General features: G+C 68.8%; 17 protein-coding genes. 13 read left to right on the plus strand and 4 right to left on the minus strand.

Going from position 1 to position 19,724, the window contains the following annotated elements; genetic code table 11:
* Positions 1 to 129 precede the first annotated feature (129 nt).
* From ACILRJ_RS15450 to ACILRJ_RS15495, 10 genes are all read left to right on the plus strand, one after another.
* Positions 130 to 1,062, plus strand: coding sequence for a DUF58 domain-containing protein (locus ACILRJ_RS15450; protein ID WP_395684095.1), 933 nt, complete (start codon positions 130 to 132; stop codon positions 1,060 to 1,062).
* Entirely contained in the window at positions 1,059 to 1,556 is a 498-nt protein-coding gene (locus tag ACILRJ_RS15455; RefSeq protein ID WP_395684096.1) for a DUF4381 domain-containing protein, read from the plus strand. The genes ACILRJ_RS15450 and ACILRJ_RS15455 overlap by 4 nt, the downstream gene beginning before the upstream one ends.
* Positions 1,549 to 2,553: a vWA domain-containing protein gene (locus ACILRJ_RS15460; protein WP_395684097.1), complete on the plus strand. Its 1,005-nt coding sequence runs from the start codon at positions 1,549 to 1,551 to the stop codon at positions 2,551 to 2,553. Before ACILRJ_RS15455 ends, ACILRJ_RS15460 begins: the two co-directional genes overlap by 8 nt.
* Entirely contained in the window at positions 2,550 to 4,466 is a 1,917-nt protein-coding gene (locus ACILRJ_RS15465; protein WP_395684098.1) for a VWA domain-containing protein, read from the plus strand. Before ACILRJ_RS15460 ends, ACILRJ_RS15465 begins: the two co-directional genes overlap by 4 nt.
* Positions 4,463 to 6,181: a BatD family protein gene (locus tag ACILRJ_RS15470; RefSeq protein WP_395684099.1), complete on the plus strand. Its 1,719-nt coding sequence runs from the start codon at positions 4,463 to 4,465 to the stop codon at positions 6,179 to 6,181. Before ACILRJ_RS15465 ends, ACILRJ_RS15470 begins: the two co-directional genes overlap by 4 nt.
* 9 nt (positions 6,182 to 6,190) lie before the next feature.
* The gene (locus ACILRJ_RS15475; RefSeq protein WP_395684100.1) at positions 6,191 to 8,320 is read left to right on the plus strand and encodes a DUF2961 domain-containing protein; all 2,130 of its coding nucleotides are present in this window, start codon (positions 6,191 to 6,193) and stop codon (positions 8,318 to 8,320) included.
* 52 nt (positions 8,321 to 8,372) lie between these two features.
* The gene (locus tag ACILRJ_RS15480; RefSeq protein ID WP_395684101.1) at positions 8,373 to 8,675 is read left to right on the plus strand and encodes a hypothetical protein; all 303 of its coding nucleotides are present in this window, start codon (positions 8,373 to 8,375) and stop codon (positions 8,673 to 8,675) included.
* Entirely contained in the window at positions 8,672 to 9,760 is a 1,089-nt protein-coding gene (locus ACILRJ_RS15485; protein ID WP_395684102.1) for a hypothetical protein, read from the plus strand. Before ACILRJ_RS15480 ends, ACILRJ_RS15485 begins: the two co-directional genes overlap by 4 nt.
* A gap of 154 nt (positions 9,761 to 9,914) precedes the next feature.
* Entirely contained in the window at positions 9,915 to 10,472 is a 558-nt protein-coding gene (locus ACILRJ_RS15490) for an ECF-type sigma factor (protein ID WP_395684103.1), read from the plus strand.
* A complete protein-coding gene (locus ACILRJ_RS15495; protein WP_395684104.1) occupies positions 10,469 to 13,252 on the plus strand; it encodes a tetratricopeptide repeat protein in 2,784 nt (927 codons plus the stop codon). Before ACILRJ_RS15490 ends, ACILRJ_RS15495 begins: the two co-directional genes overlap by 4 nt.
* A gap of 82 nt (positions 13,253 to 13,334) precedes the next feature.
* Here the strand turns inward: ACILRJ_RS15495 and ACILRJ_RS15500 are convergent, their stop codons facing one another.
* From ACILRJ_RS15500 to ACILRJ_RS15510, 3 genes are all read right to left on the minus strand, one after another.
* Complete coding sequence (locus ACILRJ_RS15500; RefSeq protein WP_395684105.1) at positions 13,335 to 13,904, minus strand: porin family protein; 570 nt, start codon at positions 13,902 to 13,904, stop codon at positions 13,335 to 13,337.
* A 196-nt stretch (positions 13,905 to 14,100) separates the two neighbouring features.
* The gene (locus tag ACILRJ_RS15505) at positions 14,101 to 14,853 is read right to left on the minus strand and encodes a S1/P1 nuclease (RefSeq protein WP_395684106.1); all 753 of its coding nucleotides are present in this window, start codon (positions 14,851 to 14,853) and stop codon (positions 14,101 to 14,103) included.
* 43 nt (positions 14,854 to 14,896) lie between these two features.
* Positions 14,897 to 15,769, minus strand: a complete 873-nt coding sequence (locus tag ACILRJ_RS15510) for an MBL fold metallo-hydrolase (RefSeq protein ID WP_395684107.1) — start codon at positions 15,767 to 15,769, stop codon at positions 14,897 to 14,899.
* A 138-nt stretch (positions 15,770 to 15,907) separates the two neighbouring features.
* Here ACILRJ_RS15510 and ACILRJ_RS15515 point away from each other — a divergent pair, with 138 nt between their 5' ends.
* The 3 genes from ACILRJ_RS15515 (at position 15,908) to gap (ending at position 18,953) form a co-directional block, all read left to right on the plus strand.
* Entirely contained in the window at positions 15,908 to 16,279 is a 372-nt protein-coding gene (locus ACILRJ_RS15515; protein ID WP_395684108.1) for a BlaI/MecI/CopY family transcriptional regulator, read from the plus strand.
* On the plus strand, positions 16,269 to 17,840 hold the full coding sequence (locus tag ACILRJ_RS15520; RefSeq protein ID WP_395684109.1) for a TonB family protein: 1,572 nt from the start codon (positions 16,269 to 16,271) through the stop codon (positions 17,838 to 17,840). The genes ACILRJ_RS15515 and ACILRJ_RS15520 overlap by 11 nt, the downstream gene beginning before the upstream one ends.
* Positions 17,841 to 17,939: 99 nt before the next feature.
* Entirely contained in the window at positions 17,940 to 18,953 is a 1,014-nt protein-coding gene (gene gap, locus ACILRJ_RS15525) for a type I glyceraldehyde-3-phosphate dehydrogenase (RefSeq protein ID WP_395684110.1), read from the plus strand.
* 210 nt (positions 18,954 to 19,163) lie between these two features.
* Here the strand turns inward: gap and ACILRJ_RS15530 are convergent, their stop codons facing one another.
* Positions 19,164 to 19,721, minus strand: coding sequence for a GNAT family N-acetyltransferase (locus ACILRJ_RS15530; protein ID WP_395684111.1), 558 nt, complete (start codon positions 19,719 to 19,721; stop codon positions 19,164 to 19,166).
* Positions 19,722 to 19,724: the final 3 nt, after the last annotated feature.

Genomic DNA, 19,724 nt, shown 5'->3' on the forward strand with positions numbered 1-19,724 from the left:
GGGAACCGAGAACCGGGAACCGAGAAGTGAGTTCACCCTGACGCGTTTCCACCACTCGTTCCCCACTCCTCTGCACTCGTTCTTCATCCATCACTCATTTCCCTCTTTTCCCCACTCGTTCCCCGCACCATGCCCGCGCCCACACCCAACACCGGCACACGCGTCGCGCTCGACGAGCTGATCGCGCTGTCGGCGCTCGCGCACGGCACGAGTCTGGCGCGGCGCCGCACGGCGGCGTTGCGCAGCGGCACCAGCACCTCGCGCTGGCGCGGTCGAGGGGTGGATTTCCGCGAGTCGCGCATCTACCAGGCCGGTGACGAGATCCGCCACATGGATTGGCGCGTCACCGCTCGCAGCGGCAAGCCCCACACGAAACTGTTCGAGGAGGAACGCGAACAGGGACTGCTGCTCGCGCTCGATCTCAATCCCGGCATGCGCTTCGGCACCCGCGTGCGCTTCAAGAGCGTGCAGGCGGCGCGCGCGGCGGCGCTGCTCGCGTGGATGGCCGCAGCGGCCGGCGATCGCGTCGGCGCGCTCGGTTTTGGCGGCGGCATCGACGGCGAGGTAAAGCCCGCCGGCGGACGCCGAGGCGTGCTGCAGGTACTGCGCGCGCTGCGCGACTGGGATTCGGTCGCGGACACCTCGATCCAATCTCCGCTGTCACGCGCACTGGTTCGCGTGCGCCGCCTGCTGCGCCCCGGCATGCGCCTGGTCCTGCTCAGCGATGGTTTCAGCACAGACGCGGAAGCCGCCTTGCTGTTGCCGCAACTCGCGGCGCGACACGAGATCACGCTGGTCGTGCTGCGCGACGCGCTCGAGATCGCCCCGCCGCCCCCCGGGCGCTACGCGCTGCATCTCGGAGCTGCGCGGCGCATCCTCGATTTTTCCGACGAGCGCGTGCGCGGCAGCTGGACCGAGCGCTTTTCCGCTTCGCGCGCACGCCTGCTCGAACAGGCGCGCAAGCTCGGCCTGCGCACGATCGAGCTCGACGCGCACGCGGACCTGCGGCGTGCGCTGGCGCCGCTGCTCGCACGCAGCCGCCACTCGTCGGTGGTCGCATGAATCCGACCGGCCCCGAATTGCGCGACATCCACTTGCCACCGCAACCGGGATGGTGGCCACCAGCGCCCGGATGGTGGATTCTTGCGCTGCTCGCACTGGTCGCGCTCGCCTGCGGTGTGCGCTGGTTGTGGCGGCGCGAACAACGGCGTCGCTGGCGCCGTCGCGTGCGCGCGGAGCTGGAGCGCATCGCGGCGGCGCATACGCACACTGCCGACACGCTGCGTCTCGCAACGGACCTGTCGCAGCTCTTGCGTCGTGCGAGCCTGCTGCTCGATCCACGCGCCGCGGCGTTGCGTGGCGAGGACTGGCTGGATTTTCTCGATGCCCGCCTGCCCGCGGGAAGCACGACGTTCCGTGGCGACGGAAAAATGCTCGTCGATGCGCCGTTTCGCCGACCCGGCGACGAGCATGCGAACGTCGATGGCGCCGCGCTGATCGCTCTCGCGCGCCGCTGGCTCGCACACGCACTGCGCGAGGAGCCTGCGCATGCTTGAGCTGGCCTGGCCGTGGATGTTCGCGTTGCTGCCGCTGCCGCTGCTGGCGATGCTGCTGCTGCCGCGCGCGCGTGGCCTGTTCGGAAGCGCACTGCACCTGCCTCACCTCGGCGTACAGCTGCCGCAGCAGGCCGACACATCGGCGGTGCCGAATACGCGGCGCCTGTTCGCGCTGCTCGCCTGGTGCCTGCTGGTCGCCGCGGCCGCGCGTCCGCAGTGGCTGGGCCCACCCGAAGACGTCGCGCGCACGGGTCGCGACCTGCTGCTCGCGGTCGACACCTCCGGCAGCATGAGCATCGAGGACATGCAGCTCGGCGGCGGCGCCGTGCCGCGCTTCGCGGCGATCCAGGCGATCGCGAGCGACTTCATCGAGCGCCGCAAGGGCGATCGGGTCGGCCTGATCCTGTTCGGCACGCGCGCCTACCTGCTGGTGCCGCTGACGTTCGACCTCAAGACCGTGGGCAAGCAACTGCTCGATTCGACCATCGGCCTCGCCGGGCGCGAGACCGCGATCGGCGACGCGGTCGGTCTCGCGGTCAAGCGCCTGCGCGATCGTCCGCAGGAACAACGCGTGCTGGTCCTGCTGACTGACGGCGTCAACACGTCCGGTGAACTCGACCCGGCCAAGGCGACCGACCTTGCTGCCGCCAACCACGTCCGGATCTACACGATCGGCGTCGGTGCGGACCGCATGCGCGTCGACAGCCTGTTCGGCAGCCGCACCGTCAATCCGTCCGCCGACCTCGACGAGCCCATGCTCACCGCGATGGCGGACAAGACCGGAGGGCGCTACTTCCGCGCGCGCAACAGTGAGGAGCTCGCCGGCATCTACCGCGTGATCGACACGCTGGAGCCGGCCGCGGACGCCAAACAGAGCCTGCGCCCAATCGAAGAGTGGTACTGGATGCCACTCGCCATGGCGCTCGCCGCGGCCGCGCTCGCGTTCGGCGTGCCGGCGTTGCGGGTGCGCGCGCGCCCCGGGATCGCGCCGGCATGAACGCGCTGGGCGACTTCCATTTCCTGCGGCCACTCGCCCTGCTGCTGTTGCTGGCGGTGCCGCTGTGCTGGTACGCCTGGCGACACGGACGCAGTGACGCCGGCGCGTGGCGTAGCGTCGTCGATGCGCACCTGCTGCCGCACCTGATCGAGCGCATCGACGGCGGCAGCGGGCGTGGTGGCCTCGTGCTCGCGGCGACGCTGTGGACGCTCGCCTGCATCGCGCTCGCCGGTCCCGCGTGGGAGCGCGAGCCGATGCCGCTGTATCGCAACCAGGCCGCGCGCGTGCTGGCGCTGGAACTCGCGCCGAGCATGCTCGCGCAGGACGTCAAGCCAAGCCGGCTCGAACGCGCGCGCTACAAGATCGACGACATCCTCGCGCGCAGCCGCGACTACCAGACCGCGCTGATCGGCTACGCCGGCGATGCCTTCGTCGCGGCGCCGCTGACCGACGACGTGGAAACCGTGAAGAACCTGGTCGAGTCGCTCGACCCGTCGACGATGCCGGCGCCGGGCAACTCGACCGCGCGCGCGATCGAGTCCGCCGCCGACCTGATCGAACAGGCGGGTCTGCATCGCGGCGAGATCATCGTGCTCGCCGACAGCGCGAGCCGCGACGCTACCAGCGCCGCGCGCAAGGCGCGTGCGCGCGGGTTCGAGGTGTCGATACTTGGTCTCGGCACCGATGCCGGCGCACCGGTCGCACTTGCGCAGGGCGACTTCCTCAAGGACGACGCCGGCAACCTCGTCGTCTCGCGACTCGAAGAATCCGCGCTGCGCGCTGTCGCCGCCGCGGGGGGCGGACGTTACGCAACGCTGCGCGCCGATGCGGCGGATATCGACAGCCTGCTTTCCGCGCAAGCCGATATCCGCTCACGCAACGCGCGCACCGATGGCGCCGAGGTCGACAGTGCGCGCTGGAAGGATCGCGGCCCGTGGCTGGTGCTTGCGCTGCTGCCGCTGGCGCTGATCGGGTTCCGGCGCGGCTGGCTGATGACGTTGCTGCTTGCGTTGTCGTTGCCGCGCGTCGACGCGCAGGCGGCATCGCTCAAGGATCTGTGGCAACGCCCGGACCAGCAGGCGGCTGCGGCACTCGCCGCGGGTGACGCGAAGGCCGCCGCCGCGGTGGCGCCGACTGCCGAATGGCGGGGTGGGGCTGCGTATCGCGGTGGGGATTTCGGCGCGGCCGAATCCGCGTACGCGCAGGCGATTGGGGCGGATGGCGCCTACAACCGTGGCAACGCGCTGGCGAAACTCGGCCGCTACGAGGAGGCGATCGCCGCGTACGACGAGGCGCTCAGGCAAGCGCCCGGGATGGACGATGCGCTGGCGAACCGCAAGGCGGTCGAGGACTTCATGCAGCAGCGCAAGCAGCAGGATCCGCAGAACCAGCAAGGCCAGCAGAATCAGCAGCAACAAGGCCAGCAAGGCGAGTCGAAGGACGCATCCAAGGATGCCGCCCACGAGCAGCAACAGCAGCCGTCGCAGCAGCAGACGCAGGACGGCGAGAACGGGCAGGGCAAGCCCGAGCATGCATCGAAGGATGCGCAGGACAAGAATGCGCAGGACGAGCAGGCAGGCAAACCGGGCGACGACAAGGACGGCGCGCACAAGGACGCCGCCGCCGACGCAAATGCGCGGGACGGCAAGCCATCGGGCAAGCCGGACGCCGCGCAGCAGCAGGCCTTGAAGCAGGATGTCGATCGTGCGCTCGCCGGCAAGCCGGAAAAGTCGGACGATCACGACGGCAAGCCGGTGGCGGCACAGGCCGCCGAGGACGATGCGACGCGCGAGAAGCGCCAGGCGCTGGAGCACTGGCTCGAGCGCGTGCCGGATGATCCGGGCGGCTTGTTGCGGCGCAAGTTCCAGCTCGAATACCAGCGGCGCCAGCAACGCGGAGGAGACGGCGGATGATTCGTGGATGGCCCGACCTGCGCGGCTGGATCGCCGCTGTTGGCATGTTCGTTACGCTGCTGGCCTTCGCCGACGACAAGGCGGGCGTGCGCGCCTGGCTCGATCGCGACAGCATGCATCTTGGCGAGACGGTCACGCTCAATGTCGAAGCGGACGGCACCGCCGGCGGGCAACCGGATTTCTCCGCGCTCGCAGCGGATTTCAACGTGCTCGGCACGCAGTCGAGCCAGCAGGTCAGCATCGTCAACGGTACGCGCAGCGCGAAGACGCTGTGGGCGGTCGGCCTCGAACCGAAGCGTGAAGGTTCGATCACGATCGCGCCGATCTCGCTCGGCCAGGCGCAGACCGCGCCGATCCACCTCAGCGTGTTGCCCGCGGCGAGTGCCGCGCAGCAGGCCGGCGGCGACCTGTTCCTCGAAGCAAGTGCAGAGCCACTCGATCCGTATGTGCAGCAGCAGGTGCGCTACACGGTCAAGCTGTATTACGCGTTCGATCTCACCGACGGCAATCTCGGCGAGCCGAAGGCGGACGGCCTCGCCACGCAGCGCATTGGCCAGGACAAGCAGTACATCGCGACCGTCGGCACGCGCCGCTACCATGTACTCGAACGCCACTATGCGCTGACGCCCGAGCGCAGCGGCACGATCGGGATCCCCGCGCTCGCGTTCCGCGGCAGCGTGCTCGACGCGAGCGATCCGGCCGCGTTCTTCGGGCGCGGGCGCAGCGTCAGCGCGCGATCGGATGCGCTGAAGCTGGAGGTGAAGCCGAAGCCGGCCGCGTGGACGCAACCGACCTGGTTGCCGGCGGCGTCGCTGCTGCTGCAGGACCAGGGCGAGCTGCCGACCGAGGTGCATGTCGGCGAACCGGTCACGCGCACGATCCGCATGCAGGCGCAGGGACTCGGCTACGAACAGCTGCCCGAACTCCAGCTGTCCGCGCCCGAGGGGGCCAAGATCTATCCGGACAAGGCTGAGACGCGCACGCGCGACGACGGCGAATGGCTGTATGGCGAGCGCGTGCGCAAGTTCGCTTTCGTGCCCGATCGCGCTGGCACCTTGAGCGTGCCGGGTGTGACCGTGACGTGGTGGGACACCACGCACGATCGGCTCGAGACGGCGGAGCTGCCCGCACGCACGATCAAGGTGCTGCCGGCCGCCGGCGCGGCGTCACAGGCCGCGCCCACTGCCGGCGGAGCGGTGGCGCCGCTGCCGGCGAACGTGAATGGCCTGCCGGCTGGGGCGTCGACCTTCAATGACGCAAGTCGCATCGGGCTGTGGAAGATGATCGCGGTGATCGGTTTCATGCTGTGGGTCGCGACGCTGCTCGCGTGGTGGGCGTCGCGCCGCGTCGCGGGCCTGCGACCGCTGGCGCCGGTGCGCGTGCCGAAACTGGACTCAAACTCGCAACGCGCGGCATTCCTGCGCGCGTGTGCGCTCGGCGATCTCGCCGGCGCCGAGCGTGCGCTGGTCGCGTGGGCGCGCAACGAGCGCGCCGAAGTGCGCAACCTCGGCGAGTTGTGCGCACGACTCGCCGATGACGCGCAACGCAACGCGACCTCGGCGTTGCAGCGTGCGCGCTATGCCGGCGAATCCAGCGATGGCCTCGCCGCGCGCCTGCAAAAGGCGTTCGGCGCGGGCATCGCATGGGTCGATGCACCGGCGCGCGCCGCCAGCACGACGGACCCGCTGCCGCCGTTGTATCCGACGCGCGACTGAGCCGCGTACGTGGCGAGCGCGCATCGCCTGACGTTGCTGCTGCTCGCCGCGACTGCCGCGCGTGCGAGCGGGTTGCCGTGGGAAGTGTGGGAAGCCCCGGCACGCATCGCCATCCTCGATGCGCGCGACCGCGTGCTCGAACGCTCCAGCCATTGCTCCGGCGCCTGCCGCTACGACCGCAGCAATGCCGGTGGCGAAAGCGCGGCGGGCAATCCGTATCCGCTGCGCTGGCTGTATCGCGACGGCGACGAAGCCGTGTTGCTCGACGAACGCGGCCCGGGCGCGCTGACGCGCCTGTGGTTGACCACCGGCTTCGGCACCTCGACCTGCATCGATCCCGCGGTGCACGTCCGCGTGCACGTCGATGCTGCGCCGGTGCCGGTGCTTGATCTGCCGCTGGCCGCGCTGTTCGACGGCTCGACTGCCCCGTTCACGCCGCCATTGGTCGCCGACCGCGTGCAGTCGAGCGGCGGTTACGCCAGTCGCGTGCCGATCGCGTATGCGCAGTCGTTGCGCGTCGCACTGGTTGGTGCCGACAACGGCGGCAGCAATCCCTGTACCGGCACGCTGCAACGCCTGCTCTGGTTCCAGTTGCAGCACCACCAGCTTGAACCCGGCACGCCGGTGGCGAGCTTCACGGCCGGACACGACGAGCCGGCATGGCGCAGCTTCCTCGCGCATGCGGGCGACGATCCGTGGAACGCGATGCTGCTGCCCGAGACTGCGACGACCGATCTCGCAGCAGGTGCCAGCGCGACGCTGGCGACGCGCAGCGGTCCCGGCTGGCTGCGCGGCATCCGCCTGCGCCTGCCGCGCCCCGCGTATGCGCAGGTCCGCCTGCGCGTGCATGTCGACGGCATCACCACGATCGACTTGCTGCTCTCGGAGTACTTCGCGACGCCCGTCGATGCCGTCGTGCCGCCGCGCGGCGTGCTGCTCGGCGAGGACGCGTCGGGATGGTTGTACGCGTGGTTTCCGCAGCCGTTCGCTGCGACGGCCGAGGTTGAGCTCGTCAGCGAATCATCGACGTCGATCAACATCGAAAGCGCGCTCAGCTTCGACGGCGAAGCAGTGCCTGTCGATGCCGGTACCTTTGATGCGCATCTCGTCGACACCTGCAGTTCGGGTGCAGCGCTGGTGCTCGACGCCGCGGGCGGTGCCGGCAAGGTCGTCGGCGTTGCCGCCCGCTTCCGCGCGGACGGCGTCGTCACACGCGGCTATCTTGAAGGCGATGAACGCGCGAGCGTCGATGGCGCGACCGCTCCGGCGTGGTACGGCACCGGCGTCGAGGACTTCCACGACGGCGGCTTCTACTTCGACCAAGGCGCGTACACCGGACCGCTTTCCGGCGCGAGCACGGTCGACGTGGACGGCAGCGGCAGCACGAGCGTCTGGCGCCTGATGCCGACCGATCCGATCAGCTGGACCAGCGCGCTGCGCCTGGTGCAGGAAGCCGGCTACGCGCCGGACATGCCGGTGCCGACTTGCGTGCGCGCCGTCGTCCATGCCTATCGGCGACCGCAACCTTCGCTGGTCGGTTACGACGGTTTCGAGATCGGCGACGCGGCCGCTGCGGCCGCGCACGAGTTTCAGCCGGCGCCGGCATCGTCCTGCGCGATGCTCGCCGCGCAGTTCGAGGATGAGCCGCCGACCTCGCGCAGCGCGCGCGCCTGCCGCTTCGCTTCCGGCGCGAGTCATTTCCGTTTCCATGTCGCCGATGCGATCGTGCCGTTGCGGCTGCGCCGAACCTTCGACGCCGGCGCCGGAGTGCCTGGCGAGACGGCCGGCTCGGCCGCCGCGACGATCTTCGTCAACGGTATCGCCGCCGGCGCCTTTCCGCCGGTGGCGGCGAATCCGCTGCGCCGCTGGCAGCAGCAGGAAGCGCTGCTCGACGTCGCGCCCGGCACGACCGATCTGGACATCGGGGTCGTTCCCGATTTCCAGACCTACGCGACCACGTTCAGCGAGGCGCGGTGGGAACTTCGCGGGGGATGGAAGGACCGGATCTTCACGGACGGATTCGACGCGCCCTCGCCGCACGCAGCGCATGCCATCGTCGACCGGCAGCGACGCGAGGACGCGCACCCGCGTCGCGCGAGCGTGATATCCGACGCGACGATTCCACGCTTACCTGACTGACCGGGAGCGGAGCGGCAAGGGGCCGTTCCCCGATTCGGGGTCAGGAGGGTTGATGGACATCCAAATTCATGCGTGCAGGCATTCGCGGCCTGCGTTGGCGATCGTGTTGGTCGCGGCGGCATCGACCGTCCTGGCGGCGCCGAGTGGCAACTTCTCGTTACAGCGGGCCGTGATCGCCGCGGGTGGCGCGACTCGTTTGCAGAGCGCCTGTTTCACCGTGTCGGCGACCGCCGGGGAACCGGCTGCCGGCGCCATGCATGGCAACAACATCACGCTCGTCTCGGGCTTCTGGGCCGCACCCGTCGCGCAGACGGACGAACTGTTCCGTTCCTCGTTCGAGAGGTGCTCGGCATGAACACCGCGACGGCACGATGCATGGCGGTGCTGCTCGCGGCGCTCGTCACTGGCAAGGCGCTCGCACAGATCGCGCAACTGCCCGATTTCACCTATCAGGGGCGGCTCGCGCAGGACGGCCACCCGGCCAATGGCGCCTACGACCTCGCGTTCACGCTGTATGACGCGGCGAGTGGTGGCAATGCACTCGGCGCGTCGCAGCTGGAACCACAGTTTCCGGTCGTCGATGGACTCTTCACGATTTCGCTCGCGTTCCCGGGCGTGTTCACCGGAAACCAGACCTGGCTCGAAGTCAGCGTCAACGGGCAGGCGCTGGTGCCGCGCCAGGCAGTCTCCACCGCGCCGGTTGCACAGTACGCGCTGGACGGGAATCCAGGTCCCGCCGGTCCGCAAGGGGCGCCCGGACCCGCGGGGCCTGCGGGACCCCCTGGAGCGACGGGCGCCGAGGGCCCTGCCGGTGCGACCGGCGCGACAGGTCCACAGGGGCAGCCCGGCCCGCCTGGGCCACAGGGCACGCAAGGTATACAAGGGCCACAAGGCGAACAAGGGCCGCAGGGCATGCAGGGCGCACCCGGCGCGACCGGTCCGGCCGGGGCGAACGGCAGCAACGGGTTCGACACGCTGCTCGCAACCACGGCCGAGCCCGCCGGCTCCAACTGCAGCGCGGGCGGCACGCTCGTGCGTGTGGGCCTCGACGCCAATCGCAACGGCGTGCTCGACGCAGGCGAGGTCAACGCAGCGCAAAATCGCTACGTCTGCAACGGCGCCGCGGCGCCGACGCTGCCGCCGAACGGCAACTTCACCGCGATGCAGTACATCGATGGCGTGATCCTCAGCTGCGATGCCGGGCACATCGCGGGCGACAACCAGTGCTTCAACGCACGCCTGAACGGCATGCCGATCAATTCGGATCTCGGCAGCCGGGCCCGCCTGTGCAGCATGATCGGCCAGTCCGGCTTCGGCTTCGTCGGCGTTGCCGGTTCCTCCGGTTCGTACTACCAATGGAATGGAGGTGCCGGGCGCTGGGACCTCGTGCTGAACGCCCCGCTCGTCCTGCCGATCCAGGCAATCGACTGCGTGCCCTGACGCCCGCCGGCAACGAACGCCGGCGCCCGTAGCACCTTCGCATCGCCCCGGCGTGCTGCTGCACACCGGGGCGATCGCGCGTCGCATCGAGGTTGCAAGACGCCGATCCGCTGCCTACATTGCCTGCCTCTACGGCGCGGCGCGGCGAGGGTGGGTGGAACAGGACATCACGCAACTGCTGCATGCCTGGCACATGGGCGACCGCGCTGCCCTCGCGATCGCCATGCCACGCATCTACGACGCGCTGCGCCGCAGCGCCGCGCAGCGGTTGCGCGGCGAACGCGAACAGACGCTCAATCCGACGGCGCTCGTGCACGAGGCGCTGTTGCGCATGCTCGGCAACGACACCGATTTCGCCAGTCGCGCGCATTTCCTCGGCATCGCCGCGCTGCACATGCGCTCGATCCTCGTCGACCATGCGCGCGCACGCCAGGCGGCCAAGCGGGGCGGCGGCGCGCTGCACGTGACCCTCGGCGCGACCGACGCGGCGCCGATCGCCGATGCCGGCAACATGCTCGACCTGCTGGCCCTCGACCAGGCGCTCACGCGATTCGCAGATCATGACGAGCGCGCGGCGCGCGTCGTGGAAATGAGCTGCTTCTCCGGCATGGACCAGCAGGAAATCGCTGCCGTGATGGGAGTTTCGGTTCCGACGGTCGCTCGCGACATGCGCTTCGCACGCGCGTGGCTGAGCCGTGAGCTCCTGGCGTGAACGAGTCGACGAGCCCCGCCTTCAACGAAGTGCGGCGCGTGTTCGATCTCGCCTGCGAGCTGGCGCCGGACGCACGCAGGCGTCTGTATGCCGACGAAGGCGTCGACGCGGCGACGATCGCGGAGGTCGAATCGCTGCTCGAGTGCGAGCGGGGCGACACCGCGTTGCACGCGCCGGTGCGGCGCGCACTCGGCGCGCTGCCGGAAACCGAGCTGGCGGAGGGCGACCGTCTCGGCGCATGGCGCCTGCTGCGGTGCCTCGGCAGTGGCGGCATGGGCGCGGTCCATCTCGCCGAACGCGCCGACGGCCACTTCGAGCAGGTCGCGGCGGTCAAGCTCATTCGCGGCGTCGCCGATGCGGACACATTCGCGCTGTTTGCGCGCGAGCGGCAGATCCTCGCAACCCTGCAGCACCCGGGCATTGCGCGCCTGCTCGATGGCGGCGCGACGCCGGGCGGACAGCCGTACCTGGTGATGGAGTACGTCGAGGGTGTGCCGATCGACGAGTACTGCAGCGAACGCAGGCTCGACCTGCGCGCGCGGCTGGAATTGTTCCGCATCGTCTGCGCGGCCGTGCAGTTCGCGCACCAGCGCCTGATCGTGCATTGCGACCTGAAGCCATCGAACGTGCTGGTGAAGGGGGATGGCACGCCGGTGCTGCTCGATTTCGGCATCGCACGCGCGCTCGATCGTCCGCGCATGACCGATGACCGGCCCGATGCGCGCTACTTCACACCCGGCTACGCCAGTCCCGAACAGCTGCGCGGGGAGTCGGTCACGACCGCGAGCGATGTCTACGCACTGGGCCTGATCCTGTTCGAGCTGGTCACGGGACGCAAGGCACGGCTCGATGCCGCCGACCGCACGATCAGCCGCCTCGGTCGCGCGGAAGTGCGGCCCAGTGAACTCGCCAACGACGTGCCGTGGCGTGGTCGTGTCGCCGGCGACCTCGACGCGATCGTCCTGCGCGCGACCGCGGAGGAGCCGGCGCGGCGTTACGCGGCGGCGCAGGCACTCGCCGACGACGTGCAGCGGCTGCTCGAGCATCGGCCGGTGCTGGCGCGAGCGCAGACCCTGCGCTATCGCAGCGCGCGCCTGCTGCGCCGACGCTGGCCGGTTGCGCTGGCCGCCGCAGTCGCGCTGCTGCTGCTCACCGCGTTCACCTGGCGCCTCGCGGTCGAGGGCGAGCGGGCGCGCTCGGCCGAGCGCGAAGCGAAGCAACAGGCGGCGACCGCCGAGCGGGTCAGCGATTTCCTCGTTTCGGTGTTCGATGTGTCCAACCCGCGGCTCAACAGCGGCCATCGCGACATCAGTGCACGCGAGGTGCTCGACGAGGGCGCCGCGCGCATCGACCGCGAATTGACCGGGACACCGCGGGTGAAGGCCCATCTGCTCGACGTGCTGGCCACTGCATATCGCCATCTTGGCCAGCCGAAGGAAAGCGTCGGGCTGTTCCGCAAGGCAGCGGACCTCTATCTCGATCCAAGCGTCGACGAACCGCTGAAGGCGGCCGAAGTTCTGAGCCAGCTCGCCGTGGTGTACGCGAACAACACGTATCCGAACGCGGATGCCGAAGACGCCGCTCGCCGCTCGCTGGCGCTGCGCCAGGCGCATTCGCCGGACGATGCAGCCGGGATGGCGGATTCATGGAATACGCTCGGGCTCGTGTTCGAGGCACAGGATCGCTATCCGGAGGCGGATTCCGCTTTGCGCAAAGCGCTCGATCTGCGGCGCGGCATGGACAGGCCGCAAGACATTGCATCCTCCCTGCACAATCTCGGTCTGGTTGCTTCCAAGCGCGGCGACTATACCCATGCACTGGACTTCTACCGGCAATCGCTTGAGCTCAAGCGTGCGCAATACGGCGAACACCACCCGGACTACCAGAGCACCTTGCAGGAATATGCAAAGGCGCTGTCGGATTCGGGCGACGCGGAGCAGGCGCGACCGCTGCTCGAGCACAATGTCGAGCTTTGCCGCGAGCTTTACGGCGAGCGCAGCGCCAAGGTCGCCGCCGCACACAATGGACTCGCCTACACGTTGCATGACCTGGGCCGGTTCACGCAGGCGATCGAAAACTATCGCGAGGCGATGCGCATCCATGCCGACGTCTCCGGCGAGGACAGCGCGGCCTACGCGATCCCGCTCAACAATCTGGCGTACGCGTACGAAGACATCGGCGACTATGCGGCCGCGACCCCGTTGTACGAGCGGTCGCTCGAGACCCGCCGCAAGACCCTGGCCGACGACAGCGGGTCCGTATTGCGAGCGCGCTACAACCTGGCACGCGTGCTGACCGAAGCCGATCGGCTGGCGGCGGCGAAGCCGCACCTCGATCTCGCGCTGGCCGGCATGCGCTCGCATTTCGGCGCTGACGATGCGAACACCGTGAAGTGCGAGCTGCTGCTGGCGGACTGGCAGCTTCGTTCGAACCGGATCGACGAGGCGATCGATACGGACGCGATCCTGGCGGCGTCGCACGCGCCATTCACGCCGCTCATGCAGGCACGTCGCGATTCGATTTCCGCGCGGATCGCCCATGCGAAAGGAGACAAGGCCTCCGTGCTGCGCCTGCGGCTCCGCGCCTTCGAGAGCATGCGTGCGAAGTTCGGTGCGCAGCATCCGCTCGTCGCAGAATTCGCACTGGCCTACGCCGCTGCATTGTCCGACGCGGGCCACGACGCCGATGCGCGCGCGCTGGTCGCGCCGTTGCGCGCGATGATCGAGTCGACATTCGCCGCCGCCGCACCGGTGCGGCAGCAGCTCGCGCGCTGGCAATGAGAGGTACAAAAAAATCGGCCCGCGCGTGCGGGCCGATTCCTTCATGGCGTCCTTGCCTCTGGTGCTCCGGTCGGAGAGAAGGTCAGAACCGGTATTCGGCGCTCACCGAGACCAGGTCCGGGTCGAACTTGAGGCCGTTCTTCTCGGCCTTGTAGTAGTCGTAGTTCAGGCCGACGCTGAAGTTGTTGCTGAAGTCGTAGCCGAAGCCTGCGCCTGCGTACCACTTGTTGCTGCTGTCATCGACAAGCACCGGTGTCGCGAGCGGACCGTAGCTGCCCTTCACGTCGGCGCGGAACAGGCCGGCGCGACCGCTGATGTACCAGTTCTCGTTGAGGTTGAAATGCGCGTTCGCGCCGACATTCCAGCCGCTGATTTCCGCATCGGCGAAGCCGGGATAGCCGGACTTCGGCGAGACGGTGCCGAGATCGGTATAACCACCCTCGACGCCGAGCAGGACATTCGGCGCGACCGCCCAGCGATAACCGAGGTTCATGCCGTAGCCGGTGTCGCTGTCGTCGTACGCGCCCTTGCTGAGATTGGACTGGCCGACGTTGCCGTTGATGAAGAAGCCGCTGGTGTCGGCGGCGTGGGCGGCGGGCAGTGCGACGAAGCCAGCGGTCGCGAGGGCAAGAGCGAGCAAGGTGTTCTTCATGATGAACTCCAACTTTTGGGGGAAGGTGCCGGCGCGGGACGCAGGTCACCAGGGCTTGGATGCTTGTCTTCGCCATCGGGTTTCATCCCTCGGCGACCCCCATCAAGATGGGATTCAGGTCCGCTATTTCAACACCGTACGGTTTAGAAATTGTTCAGGCGACGGGAAACGGCGCTCCCGCGCGGTTTCGAGGTGTTCAGCGGGGTCTGGCGAGCGCGCGGTCCAGCAATGCGGCCAGGCGTGCCGCGGCTTCACGCACGCGCTGTTCGGCGAGCGGGCGCATGCGTTCGAGGTAGGTTTCGTCGAGCCGATGCGCACGCGGGTAGATGCCGGCGTCACGCGTCATGCGGCACGATTCCTCCGCCCATTGCGCCGCTTCTCCGTGCGCCAACGGCAACGGCGTACGCGCGAGCCGCGCGGCGTGGCGGCGCCAACCCTCGCCGCGCGCCTGCAACACGGGCGTGTCCCACAGCGCATGCAGATGGGTGCCGCGCCCATTGAAGCGCACCTGATAACCGTTGCCACCGCCGTCGCGGCGATAACCTGCGTGCAGCGGCTGGTGCACGTCGGCGACGAAGTGCACGAGGAAGCGCAGCGCTTCGGCGCGCTCGTCGCCCGGGCGCGTGCGATCAGCGAGCACATGCGCATGGCGTTCGATCGCGCCGACCGCGCAGCGTCCGCCCGGGCAATCGAGCAGCGCGACGTAGCGGCAGGATGCGTCGCCGAAATTCACGAAGTGAAGGGCCGAGGTCTTGCGCCAGAGCGCGCGCTGACGCGGGTCGTCGCGCAGCCCGTCCGCCCAGTCCGCGACGTCGGCGAGTTCGTCGGCGTGCGTGATCGCGAGGAGCGTGCGCACTTCGGCGCGCGCGCCCGGCGTCAGTTCGCGCTCGGCCAGCGCGGCAACCATGCGATGCCCGGCCGGTCCCCAGGCTTGCGCGAAAGACGGCATTACGCATCCGACGCAGAGTACGAACCACAGCGCGCCCCGGCGATTACTCCGCATCGAAGTCGATCGGCAGTTTGAAGAACACACGGCCATCGGTGTCGGCTGCAGGCAGGCGGCCACCACGGATGTTGAACTGGATTGCCGGCCACAACAGCTTCGGCACCGGCAAGGTGGCGTCGCGCCGTTCGCGTACTTCGACATAGGCAGCGACCGCGGTGTCCGCGCGCAACTGCGTGTTGCCGCTCTTCTCGTCCGCGATGCTGGACTGCGCAAGCGCCGCGTTGCCGCTTGCCGGATAGTCGTGGCACAGGAACACGCGCGTGGTGTCGGGCAACGCGTACAGGCGGCGGATCGAGCGATACAACGTCGCCGCGCTGCCGCCGGGGAAATCGCAGCGCGCGGTTCCGGCCGCCGGGGCAAACAGCGTGTCGCCGACGAACAGGGCGTCGCCGACCAGGTAGCTGAGGCTGTCGGGCGTATGCCCCGGCGTGGCGATCACATGCAGATCCAGTGAGCCTATGCGCAAGCGGTCGCCATCGCGCAGCAGGCGATCGAACTGCGAACCATCGGCGACGAAGCCGTCATCGAGCGCGAGCCGGCGTTGGAACGTGCGCTGCACCTCGACGATGCCGGCGCCGATCGCGAGCGGTGCGCCGCAGCGCTCCCGCAGCCACGCACCGGCGCTGAGGTGATCGGCATGCGCGTGCGTCTCGAGAATCAGCTCGACCTCGAGGCCAAGTTCACCGATGCGCTTGAGCAGCTCCGCCGCCGGTTGCGTGCCGATGCGGCCCGAGGCCGCGTCGAAGTCGAGTACCGGATCGACGAGCGCCGCCCTGGCGGTCGCGGGATCGGCGATCACGTGCGTCCACGTGCCGCTGGTCGGGTGATGGATGCTGTGGACGACAGGCGTGTTCGACATCGGGCGGTCCGCGCGGTGAAGGAGCAGCGTAGCGCATCCGGCGTGCGCGGGCCTTGCAACGCCGGCGCGCGGTGGAGGAACGCTTGACTTTGGCGATTACGGGTGTAAATTCATCCAATCGTTTATGGATGTAATCGAATGCGTATCAGTGAAGCGGAAAGCATCGTGATGGAGGCGTTCTGGCGACGCGAGGGCGCGCAAAGCGCCGAGGACATCGTCGCCGCGACCGCGCAGGCGCAGGGCTGGCAGGAGGCGACGGTCAAGACCCTGCTCAACCGGTTGCTGAAGAAGCGCGCGATCGCCGCCGAGCGTGACGGCCGCCGCTACCTCTATCGCGCACTGCTCAAGCGTGCCGATTACGTGCACGTCGAAAGCAAGAGCCTGCTCGATCGCCTCTACGGCGGGCGCATCGCCCCCCTCGTCGCGCACTTTTCCGAGCGCAGCAAGCTCAGCCGGAAGGACATTGCGGAAATCCGCGCGCTGATCGAGGAGCTCGAACGTGATCGCTGAGGCATGGATGGTCGGCATGAGGCTCGCGCTCGTCGCGACGTTCGCGTGCGCACTCGTTCTCCTGCTGCGCGTGCCGTTGCGAAACGCGTTTGGCGCGCGCATCGCCTACGCGGCATGGGTCGTGGTTCCCGCGATCGTGCTCGCCGCGCTGCTGCCCGCGCCGATCGCGCCGATCGCGCCGCCGGCACCGGCGTTGCGCGCAGTCGCGCTCGCTGCCGCACCGTTGTCCGCGCCGGCCATCGCGGCATTCGATCCGCGCCCGTGGCTGCTCGCGGCCTGGCTTGTCGGCGTCGTCGTCGCTGCAGCGACGTTCGCCGCGCAGCAGCTTCGCTACCTGCGATCGCTCGGCGACCTCCGCCGCGCCGGCGCGCGCGTCATGCGCGCGGCAAGTGGCGACGCCGGACCCGCGCTGGTCGGCGCCTGGCGCGCGCGCATCGTCGTGCCGGCGGATTTCGTCAATCGCTACGATGCGCGCGAACGCCGGCTGATCCTTGCCCATGAACGCCAGCACCTCGCGCGTGGCGACGCGATCGTGAACGCCGTCGTCGCGGCCTTGCGTTGCCTGCACTGGTTCAACCCGATCGTCCATTTCGCTGCCGCGCGGTTCCGCTACGACCAGGAACTCGCGTGCGACGCGGCGGTGATCGACCACTTTCCGGAAGCGCGCGCGGCCTACGCCGGCGCAATGTTGAAGACGCAACTGGCGGTACAGGCGCGACAGGAGTTTCGCCTGCCCGTCGGTTGTCGTTGGCCCTCACGACATCCCTTCAAGGAGCGACTCCTCATGTTGAAACAGACCAAGCCGTCACGCGCAGTGCGCGCGCTCGGCATCATCCTCGTCGCCGCATTCGGGTGCGGCGGAGGCTACGCGGCCTGGGCCGCACAGGCACCACGCACCGCAGGATCGTCCGATCCCGGCGCGGAACAGATAGATGCTCGTCTTACCGTCGCCATCGGCGACAGCGAGGTGTCGAACCTGCGCTTCGTCGCCCGGCTTGGCGAAGTCTTCTCCGTCGACAGTGGCAACGATGCCAATGCATGGCACGGAGATTTCGTCGCGGCCCGCGACCCGAAAGGCATTGCACTCGTCGCGACCTTCACGCGCGGCGGCCGCATCGTCGCGCGCCCGTCGCTCGTCCTCGCCGAGGGCGAGCCGAGCTTCATCGAGATCGGCGAGCGCGGTTCGCCGGACTACCTGCGCCTGGACTCGACGCTGTTCCTGCATCCCGCCGACTGGCGCATCTCCGCGCAGTCCGGTGCCACGCGCCCGGCCAGCGAGGACGTAACGTTCCGCACGATGTTCCCGCCGGCCTATCCGCCCGAGGCGATCGCAGCGCACCAGCAAGGCCACCTAGACCTGCGCGTCGAAGTGGACGAGCAGGGCCAGCCGCGCGACGTCGCGGTCGCAAAGGCCGACCCGCCCGAAGCGGAGGCGGCGCTTGGCGAGTCGGCGATCGCCGCGGTCCGAAAATGGTCGTTCAATCCGGCGCTTGTCGATGGCCGAGCGACTGCCTCGACGATCCTCGTGCCGATCGACTACCGCTTCAGCGACGACGACTGAACCGCGGATTGGCTCCCGGGAAGCGGCCCTGTTCGCTGATGGCGCAGGGCCGCTAGAATGCGCGTTCCGCATTCCGCACCCTCCCGAAGGAGCTGTTTCATGGCTGTGAAAGTCGCGATCAATGGCTATGGCCGCATCGGCCGCAACGTGCTGCGCGCGCTGTACGAAGGCAAGCGCACGAACGAGATCCGCATCGTTGCGATCAACGACCTCGGCAATGCGGAAACGAATGCGCACCTGACCCAGTACGACACCGCGCACGGCAAGTTCCCGGGCGACGTGTCGGTCGACGGCGGCGACCTCGTCGTCAACGGCGATCGCATCAAGGTCTGCGCCGAGCGCGATCCTTCGAAGCTGCCGTGGAAGGAGCTCGGCGTCGACATCGTGCTCGAGTGCACCGGCCTGTTCACCAGCAAGGCGAAGGCGGGCGCGCACATCGCCGCCGGCGCGAAGAAGGTCATCATCTCGGCACCCGGCGACAAGGACGTGGACGGCACCTTCGTCTACGGCGTCAACCACGAACAGATCAAGGCGAGCCACGAAGTCATCTCGAACGCGTCGTGCACGACCAACTGCCTCGCGCCGCTGGCCAAGGTGCTGCACGAGAAGATCGGCATCGTGCATGGACTCATGACCACGATCCACGCCTACACCAATGACCAGGTGCTCACCGACGTCTACCACTCCGACCTGCGCCGCGCGCGCTCGGCGACGATGTCGCAGATCCCGACCAAGACCGGCGCCGCCGCCGCGGTCGGCCTCGTGCTGCCGGAACTCAACGGCAAGCTCGACGGCTTCGCGATGCGCGTGCCGACGATCAACGTCTCGGTGGTCGATCTCTCGTTCGTCGCCAGGCGCGCGACCAGCAAGGACGAGATCGACGCCGCGGTCAACGAAGCCGCGAACGGCAAGCTCAAGGGCATCCTCGGCGTGAACACCAAACCGCTCGTGTCGGTCGACTTCAACCACAACCCGCTGTCGTCGATCTACGACTCGACCCAGACGCGCGTGATGGAGGGCACCCTCGTCAAGGTGCTGTCGTGGTACGACAACGAGTGGGGCTTCTCCAACCGCATGCTCGACATGACGCTGACGCTCGCGAACGCAAAGTGAAGTAGGGCGGTACGCGCAGGGCGCGTGCCGCCGCAAAGGATGCGTCGCGACGTGCGGCGGGACTCGCGCTTCGCGCTCGACCCGCCCTACGTGATCGGCATCATCTGCCTGACCCTCGCGAACGACGCAGGGCGGTACGCGCAAGGCGCTTGCCGCCGCAAAGGATGTGTCGCGACGTGCGGCGGCACTCGCGCCTGGCGCTCGACCGGCCTACACGCTTCGATCGCTGCGCAACAAGCCATACAACGCGGTGTCCTGCACGCCGCCGCCGACGCGCCAGCGTTCGCGCAGGTAGCCCTCGCGCTGGAAGCCGGCGCGTTCGACCAGCCTGCACGAGGCGACGTTTTCCGGATCGATGTCGGCCTCGATGCGATTGAGTCCGATGCCGTCGAACGCGTGGTCGAGCGCGAGCGCGAGCATGTCGCTGGCGAGTCCGCGTCCCCACAGCGCCGGCGAAAGGGCGTAGCCGATCACGCCGCGCAGGTGTTCGCGATCCACACCGAACAGCGAACAGGTGCCGACAAGGTTGTCGTCGCCCGGCAGCGTCGCGACCCACGGATAGAACTCCGTCTGCGTGCGCTCGCGTGCCATCCGCTCGATGTGCGCGACCGCCTGCGTGCGCTCTGTCCAGGCGGGAAAACTCCAGTACTTCATCACGCGCTCATCGGAATGCAGCGCGAACAACGCGTTTGCGTCGTGCGCAGCGAGTGCGCGCAGGCGCACCCGTGCGCCAACGAGTTCGGGTATGGGTGGAATGGTCGCACTCATGTC

Source organism: Dokdonella sp. (assembly GCF_044227025.1).
GTDB lineage: Bacteria > Pseudomonadota > Gammaproteobacteria > Xanthomonadales > Rhodanobacteraceae > Dokdonella_A.